Here is a 15,046-nt window from a genome sequence, read left to right on the forward strand (position 1 = left end):
CGGTCGTGATGGTGTGATGGTGATAGGTCGGCCCGCGTGACAGGGCGGGCTGGTGTCGGTGTTACGGAGGTGCGGGATGGGTTCGCTGTGGCATGGCTTCGCGGATATGGGTGCGGTGGAACGCGATGGCGCGTTCGTCGTCGCACGCGGTGAAGGCGCGTATATCTGGGACGAGGGTGGCGCCCGCTACCTGGATGCCACCGCCGGGTTGTGGTTCACCAATGTCGGGCACGGCCGCCGCGAGATCGCCGACGCGGTCGCGGCGCAGCTGACGAATGTCGCCCACTACTCCAACTTCGGTGACCTGGCCTCCCCGGTGCTGCGCGACCTGGCCGAGCGGCTGGCGGGCATCGCGCCCGTGCCGGGCAGCAAGGTGCTGTTCACCTCCGGAGGCTCCGACGGCGTCGATACCGCCGCCAAGCTGGCCCGCCGCTATTGGAACGAAATGGGCAAGCCGGACAAGACGCTCATCGTGGGTCGTCAGAAGGCGTACCACGGCATGCACGTCGCGGGCACCGCGCTGGCCGGCATCCCGGTCAACCGCGAGGGCTACACCGGCGAGTTCATGGCCGACGCCCGCACGGTGGCGTGGGACGACGCGGCCTCGCTGCAGGCGTTGATCGACGAGGTCGGCGCGGGCCGGATCGCCGCCTTCTTCGCCGAGCCGATCATCGGCGCGGGCGGGGTCTACCTGCCGCCGCAGGGCTACCTGACCGAGGTGCGCCGCATCTGCCGTGAGAACGACATCCTGTTCGTCGCCGACGAGGTCGTCACCGGCTTCGGCCGCATCGGCGGATCCTGGTTCGCCTCTTCGCGATTCGACCTGGAACCGGATCTGATGACCACCGCCAAGGGCCTCACTTCCGGATACGTGCCCATGGGCGCGGTGTTCGTGGCCCCGCGCGTGGCCGAGCCGTTCTTCGCCGGCGGGGTCTGGTTCCGGCACGGCTACACCTACGGCGGGCACGCCGGCGCGGCCGCGGCGGCCATGGCGAACCTGGACATCATCGAGCGCGAGCATCTGCTGGACGCCAGCAAGAACCTGGAATCGCTGCTGCACGAGCACTTCTCGCCGCTGGCCTCGCATCCACGCGTCGCCGAGGTGCGCAGCGGGCTGGGCGCGGTCGCCGCGGTCCAGCTCGCCGATCCGGCCGAGGCGCTGCCGTTCGTGAAAACCCTCCGCGCACACGGCATCTCGACCCGCGCCGCCGGGCAGGGCGCACTGCAGATCTCGCCGGCCTTCGTCATCACCGAGGAGCAGGTCGCCGAGATGGCGGCGGGCTTCGCGCGCGCGCTCGACGCCTAGCGTCACGCGCCGCAGGCGCACAGCGGCCCGGACACCTTGTGTCCGGGCCGCTTCCGTTCTCACGCCACGCCGTGCGGATATTTCACGCCGCGGTTATTCCGATCGGTACTGTCCCGAATGCCGGACTCCAGTCCGGCGAAATCGGAGCGTGACAGGTGGGAGAACTAATGCGGTTCTGGAAGGTCTCAGCTGTTCTACTCGTCGCGGCGGTCGCCGCGACGGCCACCGCGTGCGGAAGCGGGTCCGATGAGGGATCCCGGCGTTCGGACGAAGTGCGCAAAATCGCCAAAGAGGCTTATGTCTACGGCTTTCCGATGGTCGACATGTACCGTATCGAGAATTCGTATGTGGTGGACAAGAACAGCAGCCAATACATGGGCGACTGGAATCAGATCCACAGTATCGCCCGGGTCTTCACGCCGGCCGACACCGCCGTCCAGACGCCGAACTCGGATACGCCCTACTCCTTCCTGGTAGCGGATCTGCGAACCGAGCCGCTGGTGCTGACGGTGCCGCCGATCGAGGAGAAGCGGTACTACTCGGTCCAGTTCATCGACAACTACACCTATGTGTACGACCTGATCGGGAGCCGGACCACCGGAAACGGCGGCGGCACCTATCTGCTGGCCGGACCCGGCTGGAAGGGCGACAAGCCCGCCGGAGTGGACAAGGTCATCACCTCGGCGACGGATTTCTCCATGGTGCTGTATCGCACGCAATTGTTCGATCCTGCGGATCTGGACAATGTCAAGCAGATTCAGTCCGAATACCGGGTGAAACCGCTGTCGGAGTTCGAGCACAAGCCCGCCCCGTCGCCCGCGCCCGCGGTCGATTTCATCGCGCCGCTGACTCCGGACGCGGAGCGGACCTCGCTCGATTTCTTCAAGGTCCTCAACTTCACCCTGAAATACGCGCCGGTGTTGCCGGACGAGCGGGAAATGCGCGCACGGTTCGCGACGATCGGCATCGGACCCGACAGTGATTTCGATCCCGCGAAACTGAGCGACGAGGAGCGTAAAGCGTTCCAGGACGGCATGTCCGATGCCTGGGCGGAGCTGCACACCTTCCAGCAGAACGAATTGCAGACCGGCAAGGTGAATTCGGGTCAGCTCTTCGGATCCGCCGAGCAGTTGAACGGAAACTACCTCTACCGCTTCGCCGGCGCGGTCATGGGCATCCTGGGTCTTCCCGGCGCGGAGGCCATGTACTTCCCGCTCACCAACGACTCGTCGGGCGCGAAGCTCAACGGCGGCAGCCAGTACACCCTCACCTTCCCCGCGGGACAGCTCCCGCCGGTGAAGGCCTTCTGGTCGGTCACCATGTACAAGCTGCCGGAGATCCTGCTGGCGGCGAATCCGATCGATCGGTACCTGATCAATTCGCCGATGCTGCCGAACCTGGTCCGCAACCCCGACGGCGGCATCACCCTCTACCTCCAGCAGACCTCGCCGGGACCGGACCGGGAAGCCAATTGGCTCCCCACCCCGCCCGCTGATTTCGAGATGATCCTGCGCACCTACTGGCCGGAACAGGCCATCTCCGACGGCAGCTGGACCCCGCCGAAGGTGCAGAAGGCCTAGCCGCCCACCCCGGACCGCGTCCCGTGCCGGTGGCCGGGACAGGTGGGGGCGGTTGCGCCGCGGGCACGGTAAGTCCGACTCATGAGTGAATCGATCGGCCCCCTGCTGCCCGCGGACGAGGGTTTCCACCATCAGATCGCCGACACCTTCGGGACGGTTTCGAGCAGCGATCTGTCCTGGACGGAGAAGGTGTGCGCCATGGCGGAGGCCCGGGACGGCAGCCTGCAGTTGGGTTTCGGGCTCGGCAAATACACCAATCGCAATGTGATGGACGGCTACGCGGGCGTCTCGCGCGGCGTCGAACAGCTGACGGTGCGCGCCAATCGCGAACTGCAGCCCGAACCGGATCTGACCGTCATCGGCCCGGTTCGCTACGAGGTGGTCGAACCGCTGCGGCAGATCCGGTTCGTGCTGGAGCCCAACGATATTCAGCCCATCGCCTTCGACTGGCTGTTCACCGCCGAGTTGCCCGCGCACCTGGAGGACCGCACCCATATGCGCGGCATGTACCGGGTGAACGCGGATCTGGTGCGCTATCACCAGATCGGCACCGCCTCGGGCTGGGTGGAGATCGACGGCGTCCGCACCGAGATCACCCCGCAGGACTGGGTTTCCACCCGCGACCACTCCTGGGGCGTGCGCTATGACGTCGGCCGGCCCCGCACCGATGTGCAGGCCGTGGAATTGCCGCCCGAGGTGTCGTTCCGCATGATCTGGTCCCCGCTGCTGATGGAACGCCCGGACGGCACCCGTTACGGCATGCACCTGCACTATCAGATCATCGAGGTCACCGGTTACTCCTCGAAAACGGTCATGGGCGGTCTGCAATACCCCGACGGCCGGGCGGTCCGCTGGCGTGACCTCACCCCCGAACTGCGCTTCGACCCGGACAATCGGCGGCTGCTCGGCGGCCGCATCCACGCGCTCGACGTCGACGGCGTCGCCCGCACCCTGGAGGTGGAGGTGGTCTCCGACACCGGGTTCCATCTCGGTGCTGGTCTCTACCACGGGTTCGAAGGCCGCTACCACGGTGAATGGCGCGGCCCCGGAACCCATTTGGACGGTGAGCGCATCGAGGACTGCTCGACCTACGACAATGCCCGCCGCCTGCACCAGATCCGCGACACCGTCGTGCGCGTCACCGACCCGGTCGGGGGCGGCGTCGGCTACGGCAACTGCCAGCCGATCATCACCGGCGGCGACGACGCGCTGGGCCTGACCAAGGAGAGCACCTTCATGTGACTCCGGCCGGGGCGGCTCAGTGCTCTTGCGTTCCGGTCAGCTCACCGGCCGGGATGGACCGTAGTTTCACCACGGCGAGCACGGCCAGCAGTGCCGCTGCGACGGCCGCGATACCGGAAGTGATGTGCACGCCGTGCACGAAGGCCGCCCGGGCGGCGTCCAGAACGGCGGTCCCGAGCGGTCCGGGCAGCGTGCTCGCCGTCTCCACCGCCGCACCGAGGGTGTCGCGGATGGAGTCGGCCCCGGGTAGCCCGTGCGGCAGGGTGTCGTTCAGGTCGCCGCGGTAGATGGCGATGCTGATGCTGCCCAGGATCGAGATGCCCAGCGCGCCACCGAGTTCCGCCCCGGTCTCGGACAGTCCGGAGGCCGCACCGGCCTGTTCGGGCGGTGCGGAACCCACCACGAGTTCGGTGGTGATGCCGAAGACCGGTGCGGTGCCGAGCGCCACCAGCAGGGCGGCGACCATCGCGAGCGCGAGCGAACCACTCGTGGACAGCAGGGTCAGCATGGCCAATCCGATTGCGGCGAGGGCGGTTCCGCCGCCGATCAGGTAAGCCGGGCGGATCACCCGCACCAGTCGCGGGGCCGCCTGCGAGCCGATGATGAATCCGAGGCTGGACGGCGCCATGACCAAGCCGGCCTGCATGGGCGATAGGCCGAGCACCAGCTGAAAGTACTGCGCGACGAACAGGAAGTATCCGAACATCACGAACACCGCGAGCACGTTGATGGTCAAACCGATCCGGAAGGTGCTCAGCCGGAACAGCCGCAGATCGAGCATCGGATCCGGCCGGTGCAGCTGCCGCCGCGCGAACACCGTCCCGGCGGCCAGGCCCACGATCAGCGCGAGCAACGGCACCGTCCCGAACCCGTCCTGCGCCGCCTTCTTCATGGCCAGCACCAGCGCCACCATGGTCACCACACTCAGTGCGGCGCTGACCAGATCGAGCCGTCCCGCGTTCTCGTCCCGGAACTCCGGCAGCACCCGCGGCCCGAGCACCAGCAGCAGCACCATGACCGGCACGGCCAGCAGGAACACCGATCCCCACCAGAAGTGCTCGAGCAGCAGCCCGCCCAGCAGCGGCCCGACCACGCCGCCGGCGGAGAACGCGGTCACCCAGGTGCCGACCGCCAGGGACCGCTGCCGCGCATCGCGAAACATATTGAAGATCAACGACAAAGTGGACGGCGCGATGGTCGCACCCGCCACCCCGAGCAGCGCCCGGCACAGGATCAGCAATTCCGCGCTCGGCGCGAACGCCGCCAGCACCGACACCACCCCGAACAGCGCGGCCCCCAACATCAGCAGTCGCCGGCGCCCGATCCGATCCCCGAGGGTGCCCATGGTGATCAGCAACCCGGCCAGCATGAACCCGTAAACGTCGATGATCCAGAGCAACTCGGTGCCGGTGGGGTGCAGGGTGGCGCTGATCTGCGGTACGGCCAGGTGCAGCACGGTCAGATCCATGGCGTAGACCAGGCAGGCCAGGGCGAGCACGCCGAGCCCGATCCACTCTCGCCGCCCGGCGAGGGGTTCGGTGGAAAGCCCGGACGACACGGGTCCGGTGGTGGTTTCCACGGCAGGTTTCCTTCCGATCGGGAATGCGGGCAACTGCCGGTGAAGACGTCGCGGTATCCAGAATCTCATCGCCCACCGACAGAAACGGCAACCGATTTTCCGCCCGCAACCATTCCGCTCATCCCGTTTCCGGATTCGCGCCGAACCGTTACGCCTGCCCTCGGACCCCGTGGCAACCTGGAATCCAGGGGGACCGCTCATGTTTTCACCACGGCTCGCATCAGCGCCGCGGCGGCGCCGCGCCTATCGCACCGCCTTACGGGCGCGCGGCTACCTGCTGTCCACCCTCACCCTGGTGATCGCACTGCCCGCCGCCGCCCTCGCCATCCTGCTCATCCACCGGCTCGACGCCCGCCTCGGCTACGGCATCGCCTACGCGCTCTTCGCCCTCTGGGCACTGGCCGGACTCGCTCTGCTGCTGATGAATTCGCGCATCGCCGCCAAAGCCGTCCTGCGCCCGCTGCGCGACACCGACCCGGCCAAACTGTCCAAGGTCTGGTCGGAAGTCCTCACCGCCGCCGGCCTCGCCCCGACCCGGCGGCACGCGCTCTGGGTGAACGAACAGGACCGCGGCGTCGAAGCCTTCGTGGTCGGCGGCGTGGTCGCCATCGACCACGCCGCCGCTCGCACCCTGCGCGCCCGCGACCTGCGCGGCGTGCTCGCCCACGAACTCGGCCACGCCCTCAGCAATAGCGGCAATCCCCTCCGCATCCTGGCCTCGGCCTTGAAGATCCCGCTGAAAACCCTACTGAGACTCCTCTTCTCGGCCATCGATCTACTCGAACACCTGCGCATCCTCCCCGACGCCGGCGTCTACACGACCGAGGTAACCCTCTTCCGCAAAGCAACCTGCTGCGCCGCCCTGGCAGCCGGCTCCGCCTACCTGATCGGCCCGCTGCCCACCCTCGCCCTCGCCGCGCCCATCGCCCTCGAACCGGTCCTGCACCACGCCCTCCGCCGCCAGGGCGAACGCCTCGCCGACCGCGTAGCCACCGACCTCGGCTACGGCCCGAACATGATGTCCTACCTGGAAATCCGCTCCGCCGACCACGCCGCAGCGCACCGGCTCCCCCTGCACGTAACCGGCCCCACCGCCCGCGCCCTCCACCTCCTCGCCGCCTCGACCGCAACCCACCCGAACCCCCAAGCCCGCATCGCCGCCATCGAACGCCGAATTCGCCACCGCGAGACCCGATCCCCGGGCACAGTGACCCCATGACCCCACCCCGGCTCGAATCCGCGAGCCCCGCATCGCGGCCATCGAACGGTGGATACTTCGTCGCGAAGGGCGCGTGGACCGAGTAGCGTCGGGCTGATCGTGCCGGGGGAAGCTGACGGGGTGGGTTGTGGGCGGGCGAATTGTGCGGGGGCTGTTGCGGTGTTGCGGGCTTGTGGTGACATTGGCGTTTCTCGTGGGGGTGATGCGGTTGGTGTGGCCGCAGCCGGGGATCGATGAGCAGCCGGGGGATACCGGGCGGCAATTGTCGTTTCTGCGATCGGCATTGGACGCGGGGGCGGGGGAGTCGGCGCAGGCTCAATTTCCCGAGGGGTATTTCTTCAGTCATGCGCTGTATGGGTTGGCGTGGGTGCAGGCGGGGGCGAGCGATCCTGGACATCGGGAAGAGGCGTTGCGTGAGGCGCGCTGGGCGTTGGGGCGGATCGAATCCGACCGGGGGCGAGCGCCTTTCAGTGCGGGGCTGCGACCGGCCTATGGCGTGTTCTGGGCGGGGTGGACGAATTGGCTGCGCGGTGCCGTCGTGTCACTGTCCGGCGCAAGCGATATCGATGAAGTTCGGCGGTTCCGGGAGGCGAGCGCCGAGATCGGGGCGGCCTTCACGGCTTCTACGAGGACGCCTTTCCTACAGGCGTATCCGGGGCAGGCCTGGCCGGTCGATTCGGTGGTGGCCATCGCTTCCCTGCGCCTGCACGACCATCTGCTGGGGGAGCGGTTCGAGCAGGTGACCGCGGACTGGCTCGAGGCTGTGCGGGCGCGACTGGATCCGGCCACCGGGCTTGTGCCGCATCAGGTTTCGGCGACGGACGGCAGCGGGATCGAAGGTGCGCGGGCGACGTCGCTCGCGGTGATCAACCGGTTCCTGCCCGAGATCGATTCCGGGTTCGCTCACGACCAGTATCGCGGCTTCCGAGACCGATTCCTGTCCTACCCGGGCGGTTTCGGCCCCGCCGTCCGTGAATTCCCGCGAGGCCGGGACGGCTCCGGCGATGTCGATTCCGGCCCGCTGATCGCCGGCATCAGCCTGTCCGCCACGGTGGTGGCGTTCGGCGCGGCGCGCGTCAACGGGGACCGAAGCCTGGCCGCGGCAATCGGTTCGGAGGGTGAGCTGCTGGGGTTGCCGATCACGCTGCCGGGTACCAAGCGTTATGCCTTCGGGCTGCTGCCCATCGGCGATGCGTTCCTGGTGTGGTCCGCGACCGCCCGTCCGCTCACCACCGAACCGATCACCGCCGATGTGCCGCCGGTGCGGTGGTGGTGGCGTGCGCCTTGGCTGGCCGTGCTGCTGTTCGGCGCATTCCTGCCGTGGACCCGCGCGCTGATTCGCCTGCGGCGCTTCAGATCACGACGGGATGATCGGCGACCACGCGTCCGCCCAAGCGCACCCAGCCGTCCGAATCCCATTGCGTGAAGATCTGCGACCCCAGCCCCTGGGTGATGTGCAGTCCGCGCCGCAGCCGTGCGGTGAGCGCGATGGCCGCCGCGCCGGTGGCCTGGTCCTCCGCGATTCCCATGGCGGGCGCGAACATTCGGGTCCGCACCGCGCTGCGCGATTCGTCGGTCCAGGTCCACACGTAGTGCGCGCCCTCCGGGAAATCGGCCGGGTCCAGGGTCGCCATCTCCTCGCCGCTCGCGAATTCGTGGAACTCGAACGCCGGCGCCCACTCCGCGCGGGCGCGCGCCCAGGTCAGTCCGCTGTCGTCGGTCGAGACCTCCACCGGCCCGGCCGGTACGTCCAGCACCCGGACCGGCGTGCGCTGATCGCTGAGCCACCACGCGGTGCCGACGCTGGGATGCCCCGCGAACGGCAGTTCCACGGTGGGGGTGTAGATGCGCATGCGGGCGCGGTCCTCGGCGGGCGGGTCCACCACCACGGTTTCGCTGTGCCCGACCCGGGCTGCGAGAGCCTGGTGATCGATGTCCGCCACCTCGCCCGCGCGGGCGATGCCGAGCGGATTACCGAACCGTCCCGCGGCATCGGTGAATACACGAACCACTTCGACCTGCGCGCCGTCGCTCTCCGGGGTGCCCATGACCCCCGAGCTTACCCACGGTTACCGGATCGCGCGCGGAGTGCAACTGCCGAGCATGTCGGCCAGGGCGCTCTTCTCGGTGGGCTGCACGGTGAGCTGCCAGCGCGCCTTCACCGCCACCCAGCGCCGCGCGTAATCGCACCAGTACCCCGCGCGCGGCCGCCACTGATCGGGCGTCTTCGACCCTTTGTCCTGATTGGCCTGCTTCTGCACGGCGAGCAGATTGCCGAGATCGTTGGCGAAGCGCTCACGCTGTTCGGCGCTCCAGCCCGACGCGCCAGAACGCCAGGCGTCGCCGAGCGCCACCACGTGATCGATCTCGATCTCCGAGGCCTTGAACCGGTTGTAGGGCAGCCGCTCGCCGCTGTACGGATCGAGCAGGGTGCCCGACAGCACCAGGCACGAATTGCTGTCCGCCAGCCGGACTTCCGTGAGATCCCGCTTCATCACGTCTTCGCGCGCGGTGCACCCGTCGGACAGTCGCGGTTCCCCGCCGCGCCCGGACCAGCCGGGGCCGAAGGCAGTGCGGTCGTAGGATTCCCAATTGCGATTCCAGGCCACCGTGAGCCGTTCCAGATCGGCGCGCGCGAGCTCGGCGTCCGGGAGCGCCGTACCGGTGGGATCGGGTCCGGCGGGTGGTTCGGCGCGCTGCGGTTCGGTGTGATTCAGCCACAGCGCCATCCCGGCGGCGCCGATCGCGATGACCACCACCGAGGTGGCGAAGAGCTTGTTCCAACGGCGGCGGGAAGCGGTCCGGGAACGCGGCATGCGGGGGAGTCTAGGGGCGGATTCCGGACGAACCGGGCATTGTTGCCGAGCGGTGACCCGATTGCCGCTAACCATTGGCTAATGCTGTCGCCGGGGGCCCGTCGCGTCGTGGGCCCCGGGCACGCGAAAGGGCCGCGCACCCGAAGGTACGCGGCCCCTTTTACACTCTGCCGGGAACGGCCGGTCAGACCGCCGCGGTGGCGAGCGCCTCGGTCGAGACGACGGCCTGGCCGACACCCGCCACGATGGCCGCGACGCGCAGCGATTCGAAGATCACCTCACGCGACACGCCCGCCTCGCGCAGGGTGTTCTCGTGCGCCTCCAGGCAGTGCTGGCAGCCGTTGATCGAGGAGACCGCGAAGGACCACAGCTCGAAATCGGCCTTGTCGATGCCCGGGTTGCCGATGATGTTCATCCGCAGCCCGGCGCGCAGGTCGTCGTAGCGACCCTCCAGGAACGCCTTGCCGCGGTAGAACACATTGTTCATACCCATGATCGAGGCCGCGCCGAGGGCGGCGTTGTACGCCTCCGCCGACAGGGTGTCGGCGGCCTCCTCCGCGATCTCGCGCAGCGTGGTCGCCGACTTGGTGGCGGCGGCCGACGCGAGCAGGGTGCCCCACAGCTGCTGTTCGTTCAGCACGGTGGTGCGCGCGATCGAGGACAGATTGAGCTTGAGGTCCTTGGCGTACTCGGGCAGCGAGTTCTTCAGGTTCTCGATGGTCACAGCGAAACAGCTCCTCTTAGAACGGGACTCAGACCGACGCGGTCAGCAGTTCGCCGGCGTTGATGGTCGGGTCGCCCTTCTTCCAGTTGCAGGCGCACAATTCGTCGGACTGCAGGGCGTCGAGCACGCGCAGCACCTCGTCGACATTGCGGCCCACGGAACCCGCGGTCACGGACACGAACTGGATCTCGTTGTTCGGGTCGATGATGAAGGTGGCGCGGTCGGCGACGCCGTCGGCATTGAGAACGCCGGTGGCGGCGGCCAGTTCACGCTTCAGGTCGCTCAGCATGGGGAAGGGGAGGGTCTTCAGATCCTCGTGCTGGGCCCGCCACTGGAAGTGCACGAACTCGTTGTCCACGGAAGCGCCCAGGACCTGCGCGTCACGATCTTCGAACTCCTCGTTCAGCTTGCCGAACGCGGCGATCTCGGTCGGGCAGACGAAGGTGAAGTCCTTCGGCCAGAAGAAGACGATGCGCCACTTGCCGGCGTAGTCGTCGCTCGAGATCTGGGTGAAGTAATCGTCGGGCTGCTGAGCGTTCACCTTCGAGAGATCACCGCCGATGACAGCCTTCAGGTTGTAGGCGGGGAACTGGTCGCCGATGGTCAGCAGGGCCATGCTTGCTCCTCTTCGTAGTCGATTCGATCGTGTCGTGACTTCTGCAAACGATCATGCCCATACCTCGGTAAAAGGTAAAGGTGATCGGTCGCACTATACTGATAGGCGTGACTGATCAAACTTATCAGCCGACCCTGTCGCAGCTGCGTGCGTTCGTAGCGATCGCGGAATACCGTCACTTCGGTACCGCTGCGGCTCGGCTGAGCGTGAGCCAGCCCACGTTATCGCAGGCCCTGGCATCACTGGAAAACGGACTCGGGCTCCAGTTGATCGAACGCAGCACGCGCCGGGTATTGGTCACCCCCGCCGGGAAACGGCTACTGCCGCAGGCGATGGCGACGCTCGAAGCCGCTGACCGATTTGTCGCATCCGCGGCGGGATCCGGTTTGGGCGGCACGCTGCGCATGGGCATCATCCCCACCGTCGCCCCCTACGTGCTGCCCGCCCTGCTCCCCGAATTGCGCACCCAGCTGCCCGCGCTGGTGCCGCACGTCATCGAGGATCAGACCGCGCGCCTGCTCGACGGATTGCGCTCGGGCGTCCTGGACGTGGCGCTGCTGGCACTGCCCACCGACGCCTCCGGCCTGATCGAAATCCCCTTGTACACCGAGGAATTCGTGCTCGTCGTCCCGCGCGGGCATCAGCTGGCCGGCCGCGAGGACCTGAAGGCCGCCGACCTCGACGCCCTGCCCCTGCTGCTGCTCGACGAAGGCCACTGCCTGCGCGACCAGACCCTGGACCTGTGCCGTTCCAACGACGCCCACCCGAGCACCGTCGGCGACACCCGCGCGGCCTCCCTCGCCACCGTCGTGCAGTGCGTGGCGGGCGATCTCGGCGTCACCCTCATCCCGGAAATGGCCGTCCCCGCCGAAACCTCCCGCGGCACACTGGAAATCGCCCGCTTCGCCACCCCCGCCCCCGGCCGCACCCTCGGCCTGGCCTTCCGCGCCTCCACCGCCCGCACCGAAGACTACGAACACCTCGCCAAGATCTTCCGCACCCACCGCCCGCAGTAGTCCCGGAGAGACCCACGAGAGTTCCGGTGAATTGACCGGCTCGGCACCTTCTGAGACGCTCGGGCCATGCGGATTCACCATCTGAACTGCGGCAGCATGTCCTTCGGCGTGGTCGACCACTGCCTGCTCGTCGAGACCCGTGACGAACTCGTCCTGGTGGACACCGGATTCGGCCTGGGATGCGTGCGGCAGCCGGGAAAGATGGTGGGTCCGAGCCGTTTCCTGATGGGCGCGCGCCTGCTCGAATCGGAAACCGCGGTGCGGCAGATCGAAGCGCTCGGCCACGATCCGCGCGATGTGCGGCACATCATCCTGACCCACCTGGACCTCGACCACTCCGGCGGCCTCTCCGACTTCCCCGAGGCCACCATCCACGTGCACGGCCCGGAATTCCGCGCGGCCACCGCGACACCGTCGCTGTCCGAGCGGATGCGCTATCACGCCGCGCAGTGGGGTCACGGCCCCAAGTGGATGGTGAACGAGGCCACCGGCGGCGAGGAATGGTTCGGCTTCCGCGCGGTCCGCGACCTGCCCGGCCTACCGCCGGAGATCCTGGTGATCCCGCTGCCCGGCCACACCCGCGGGCATGCGGGCGTGGCCGTCGATACCGGCGACGGCTGGCTGCTGCACGCCGGTGACGCGTTCTTCGTCGAGAGCTCCATCGATCCCGTACAACCGCGCACGCCGTTCTGGTGGCGGGTGTACGAGACCAATGCCGTTGCGGGGGAGACGTATCGGGAGAACCAGCGGCGGCTGAGCGAACTCAAACGACTGCACGGGCATCAGGTCGAGATCATCAATTCGCACGACGGCGCGATCCTGGCGCGGGCGGTCGCCGAATGAGCTCCGCACCACGCTGGGGCCGCAGGCTGCCCCGGGCCGAGGACGCGCTGTTCGTGTACGGCACGCTGCAATTCCCCGAGGTCCTGGTCGAATTGCTCGGGCGCGCACCGGATCTCACCCCGGCGGTGCTGCCGGGCCGGCGCGCGGCGGCATTGCCCGGGCGGGCGTATCCGGGACTGGTCGCGGCTCCGGCCGGGGCGGCGTCGGGCTTCCTCATGACCGGTCTCACCGCCGCGGAATGGCGGGTGCTGGACGCGTTCGAGGACGACGAGTACGACCTGATCCCGGTATCGGTGCACGCGGGCGACCGCGAGGTGTACGCGTGGACCTATTCCTGGCTTTCCGCGGTCCTGCCCGGAGAGTGGTCGGCCGCCGCCTTCACCGCCGACCACCTGCCCCGATACGCGCAGCAGTGCGCCGCCTGGCGCCGGGAGTTGGTCCTGCTGACCGAGACTGCGTGACACGGGACACACTCCTGCGGTAGAACGTGATCGCATGGACACCGCAGTCTCCGCGCACCCCGATCCCAGCGATACCGTCGCGGTCGCGCGCCGCCAGGCCCTCGGGGATCTGCTGCGGCGCACCGCCGCCCGGCAACCGGACAAGCTCGCGCTGGTGTGGCGGGAACAGCGGGAGACCTTCGCCGAACTCGATGCCGCCGTGAACCGCGTCGCGCACAGCCTCGCCGATCGCGGTGTGACGCAGGGCGATCGGATCGCGCTGTACTCGCACAACTGCCGCGACTACGTGCTGTTGTACTTCGCCCTGGCCCGCCTCGGCGCCATCTCGGTGCCCATCAACTTCATGCTCACCGCCGACGAGGTCGCCTACATCCTGGGCCATTCCGGCGCGATCGGCCTGATCACCGAGGACGCCCTGGCCGGTGAGGCGGAAGCCGCGCTGAAGCAGCTGGACGGCAACGCGGTTCGGCTACGCGGCTGGATCGGCCTCGCCGGTACACCCGCCGCCACCGGCTGGGAAGACGTGTCCGCCTGGGAATCCCACCCCGACGCCACCGAACCCGAGGTGCACGTCGGCGACGACGACCCGATCCAGATCATGTACACCTCCGGCACCGAATCCCGCCCCAAGGGCGCGACCCTGTCCAGCCGCAGCCTCATCTCCCAGTACGTGACCACGGTGATCGACGGCCGAATGAGCCCCGGCGACATCGAGATTCACGCCCTGCCGCTCTACCACTGCGCCCAGCTGCACTGCTTCCTCACCCCCGATATCTATCTGGGCGCGACCAGCATCGTGCTGCAAGGACCCGATCCGGCCACCATCCTGCGCACCATCCAAGCCGAACGCGCCACCAAACTCTTCTGCCCGCCCACCGTCTGGGTGGCGCTGCTCCGCCACCCAGACTTCGACACCTACGATCTGTCGTCCCTGCGCAAGGGCTACTACGGGGCCAGCATCATGCCCGTCGAGGTCCTGCACGAACTGGCCGAACGGTTGCCGGGCGTGGCGCTCACCAACTTCTACGGCCAAACCGAATTGGCCCCGCTGGCAACGATTCTCGCTCCGGAAGACCAGCTCGCCAAGCCCGGCTCGGCCGGCCGCGCGGGCCTGAACGTCGAAACCCGCGTGGTGGACGAGGACGGCATCCCGGTCCCTCCCGGCATCGTCGGCGAGATCGTGCACCGTTCCCCGCACGCCATGCTCGGCTACTGGAACGACCCGGCCAAAACCGCGGAAGCCTTCCGCGACGGCTGGTTCCACAGCGGTGACCTGGGCGTACTCGACGCCGACGGCTACCTCAGCGTGGTGGACCGCAAGAAGGACATGATCAAGACCGGCGGCGAGAACGTGGCCAGCCGCGAAGTCGAGGAGATCCTCTACCAGCATCCCGACGTCTCCGAAGCCGCCGTGGTCGGGCTCCCGCATCCGCATTGGATCGAAGCGGTCACGGCCATCGTCGTGCCCCGGGACGGAACCGCGCCGACCGCCGAATCCATTGTGGCGCACTGCAAACAGCGTATGGCAGGCTACAAGGTCCCCAAACACGTAGCCTTCGCCGCCGCCCTGCCCAAGAACCCCAGCGGCAAGATCCTCAAGCGCGAACTACGCACCGAGTACGCGCATCTGGCCGAGGAGTAGCC

14 protein-coding genes are annotated in these 15,046 nt (G+C 68.1%); 9 read left to right on the forward strand and 5 right to left on the reverse strand.

Features of this window, described 5'->3' with window-relative positions; translation table 11 throughout:
• Nucleotides 1-76: 76 nt before the first annotated feature.
• From LTV02_RS03465 to LTV02_RS03475, 3 genes are all read left to right on the forward strand, one after another.
• On the forward strand, nucleotides 77-1,306 hold the full coding sequence (locus LTV02_RS03465; RefSeq protein WP_233038304.1) for an aminotransferase family protein: 1,230 nt from the start codon (nucleotides 77-79) through the stop codon (nucleotides 1,304-1,306).
• Nucleotides 1,307-1,473: 167 nt separating this feature from the next.
• Nucleotides 1,474-2,886, forward strand: coding sequence for a DUF1254 domain-containing protein (locus LTV02_RS03470; protein WP_233038306.1), 1,413 nt, complete (start codon nucleotides 1,474-1,476; stop codon nucleotides 2,884-2,886).
• An 81-nt stretch (nucleotides 2,887-2,967) separates the two neighbouring features.
• Nucleotides 2,968-4,128, forward strand: a complete 1,161-nt coding sequence (locus LTV02_RS03475) for a hypothetical protein (protein WP_233038315.1) — start codon at nucleotides 2,968-2,970, stop codon at nucleotides 4,126-4,128.
• Between the two features lie 16 nt (nucleotides 4,129-4,144).
• Here the strand turns inward: LTV02_RS03475 and LTV02_RS03480 are convergent, their stop codons facing one another.
• Nucleotides 4,145-5,686: an MFS transporter gene (locus tag LTV02_RS03480; protein WP_408639386.1), complete on the reverse strand. Its 1,542-nt coding sequence runs from the start codon at nucleotides 5,684-5,686 to the stop codon at nucleotides 4,145-4,147.
• Between the two features lie 220 nt (nucleotides 5,687-5,906).
• Between LTV02_RS03480 and LTV02_RS03485 the strand changes: the two genes are divergently transcribed.
• The gene (locus LTV02_RS03485; RefSeq protein ID WP_233038337.1) at nucleotides 5,907-6,926 is read left to right on the forward strand and encodes a M48 family metalloprotease; all 1,020 of its coding nucleotides are present in this window, start codon (nucleotides 5,907-5,909) and stop codon (nucleotides 6,924-6,926) included.
• A gap of 202 nt (nucleotides 6,927-7,128) precedes the next feature.
• Nucleotides 7,129-8,352, forward strand: coding sequence for a hypothetical protein (locus LTV02_RS03490; protein WP_233038339.1), 1,224 nt, complete (start codon nucleotides 7,129-7,131; stop codon nucleotides 8,350-8,352).
• Here the strand turns inward: LTV02_RS03490 and LTV02_RS03495 are convergent.
• The 4 genes from LTV02_RS03495 to LTV02_RS03510 form a co-directional block, all read right to left on the reverse strand.
• A complete protein-coding gene (locus LTV02_RS03495; protein WP_233038341.1) occupies nucleotides 8,279-8,974 on the reverse strand; it encodes a PhzF family phenazine biosynthesis protein in 696 nt (231 codons plus the stop codon). The genes LTV02_RS03490 and LTV02_RS03495 overlap by 74 nt on opposite strands.
• Nucleotides 8,975-8,995: 21 nt before the next feature.
• Nucleotides 8,996-9,742 carry an HNH endonuclease family protein gene (locus LTV02_RS03500; RefSeq protein ID WP_233038343.1) on the reverse strand — a complete coding sequence of 249 codons (747 nt, stop codon included), beginning with the start codon at nucleotides 9,740-9,742 and terminating at the stop codon, nucleotides 8,996-8,998.
• Between the two features lie 184 nt (nucleotides 9,743-9,926).
• The gene (locus LTV02_RS03505) at nucleotides 9,927-10,466 is read right to left on the reverse strand and encodes a carboxymuconolactone decarboxylase family protein (RefSeq protein ID WP_233038355.1); all 540 of its coding nucleotides are present in this window, start codon (nucleotides 10,464-10,466) and stop codon (nucleotides 9,927-9,929) included.
• A 28-nt stretch (nucleotides 10,467-10,494) separates the two neighbouring features.
• Nucleotides 10,495-11,082: a peroxiredoxin gene (locus LTV02_RS03510; protein ID WP_233038364.1), complete on the reverse strand. Its 588-nt coding sequence runs from the start codon at nucleotides 11,080-11,082 to the stop codon at nucleotides 10,495-10,497.
• 107 nt (nucleotides 11,083-11,189) lie between these two features.
• Here LTV02_RS03510 and LTV02_RS03515 point away from each other — a divergent pair, with 107 nt between their 5' ends.
• From LTV02_RS03515 to LTV02_RS03530, 4 genes are all read left to right on the forward strand, one after another.
• Entirely contained in the window at nucleotides 11,190-12,098 is a 909-nt protein-coding gene (locus LTV02_RS03515; RefSeq protein WP_233038365.1) for a hydrogen peroxide-inducible genes activator, read from the forward strand.
• Between the two features lie 66 nt (nucleotides 12,099-12,164).
• Complete coding sequence (locus LTV02_RS03520; protein WP_067706946.1) at nucleotides 12,165-12,941, forward strand: MBL fold metallo-hydrolase; 777 nt, start codon at nucleotides 12,165-12,167, stop codon at nucleotides 12,939-12,941.
• Nucleotides 12,938-13,402 carry a gamma-glutamylcyclotransferase family protein gene (locus LTV02_RS03525; RefSeq protein WP_233038367.1) on the forward strand — a complete coding sequence of 155 codons (465 nt, stop codon included), beginning with the start codon at nucleotides 12,938-12,940 and terminating at the stop codon, nucleotides 13,400-13,402. Before LTV02_RS03520 ends, LTV02_RS03525 begins: the two co-directional genes overlap by 4 nt.
• Nucleotides 13,403-13,436: 34 nt before the next feature.
• A complete protein-coding gene (locus LTV02_RS03530) occupies nucleotides 13,437-15,044 on the forward strand; it encodes an acyl-CoA synthetase (protein WP_233038369.1) in 1,608 nt (535 codons plus the stop codon).
• Nucleotides 15,045-15,046 lie beyond the last annotated feature (2 nt).

The organism is Nocardia yamanashiensis (assembly GCF_021183565.1).
Classification (GTDB): Bacteria; Actinomycetota; Actinomycetes; order Mycobacteriales; family Mycobacteriaceae; genus Nocardia; species Nocardia yamanashiensis.

Coding starts and splice junctions, on each gene's coding strand:
- LTV02_RS03530 (WP_233038369.1), top strand. CDS start 13,437: ATGGACACCGCAGTCTCCGCGCACCCCGATCCCAGCGATACCGTCGCG.
- LTV02_RS03490 (WP_233038339.1), top strand. CDS start 7,129: ATGCGGTTGGTGTGGCCGCAGCCGGGGATCGATGAGCAGCCGGGGGAT.
- LTV02_RS03470 (WP_233038306.1), top strand. CDS start 1,474: ATGCGGTTCTGGAAGGTCTCAGCTGTTCTACTCGTCGCGGCGGTCGCC.
- LTV02_RS03485 (WP_233038337.1), top strand. CDS start 5,907: ATGTTTTCACCACGGCTCGCATCAGCGCCGCGGCGGCGCCGCGCCTAT.
- LTV02_RS03495 (WP_233038341.1), bottom strand. CDS start 8,974: ATGGGCACCCCGGAGAGCGACGGCGCGCAGGTCGAAGTGGTTCGTGTA.
- LTV02_RS03465 (WP_233038304.1), top strand. CDS start 77: ATGGGTTCGCTGTGGCATGGCTTCGCGGATATGGGTGCGGTGGAACGC.
- LTV02_RS03525 (WP_233038367.1), top strand. CDS start 12,938: ATGAGCTCCGCACCACGCTGGGGCCGCAGGCTGCCCCGGGCCGAGGAC.
- LTV02_RS03500 (WP_233038343.1), bottom strand. CDS start 9,742: ATGCCGCGTTCCCGGACCGCTTCCCGCCGCCGTTGGAACAAGCTCTTC.
- LTV02_RS03520 (WP_067706946.1), top strand. CDS start 12,165: ATGCGGATTCACCATCTGAACTGCGGCAGCATGTCCTTCGGCGTGGTC.
- LTV02_RS03510 (WP_233038364.1), bottom strand. CDS start 11,082: ATGGCCCTGCTGACCATCGGCGACCAGTTCCCCGCCTACAACCTGAAG.
- LTV02_RS03475 (WP_233038315.1), top strand. CDS start 2,968: ATGAGTGAATCGATCGGCCCCCTGCTGCCCGCGGACGAGGGTTTCCAC.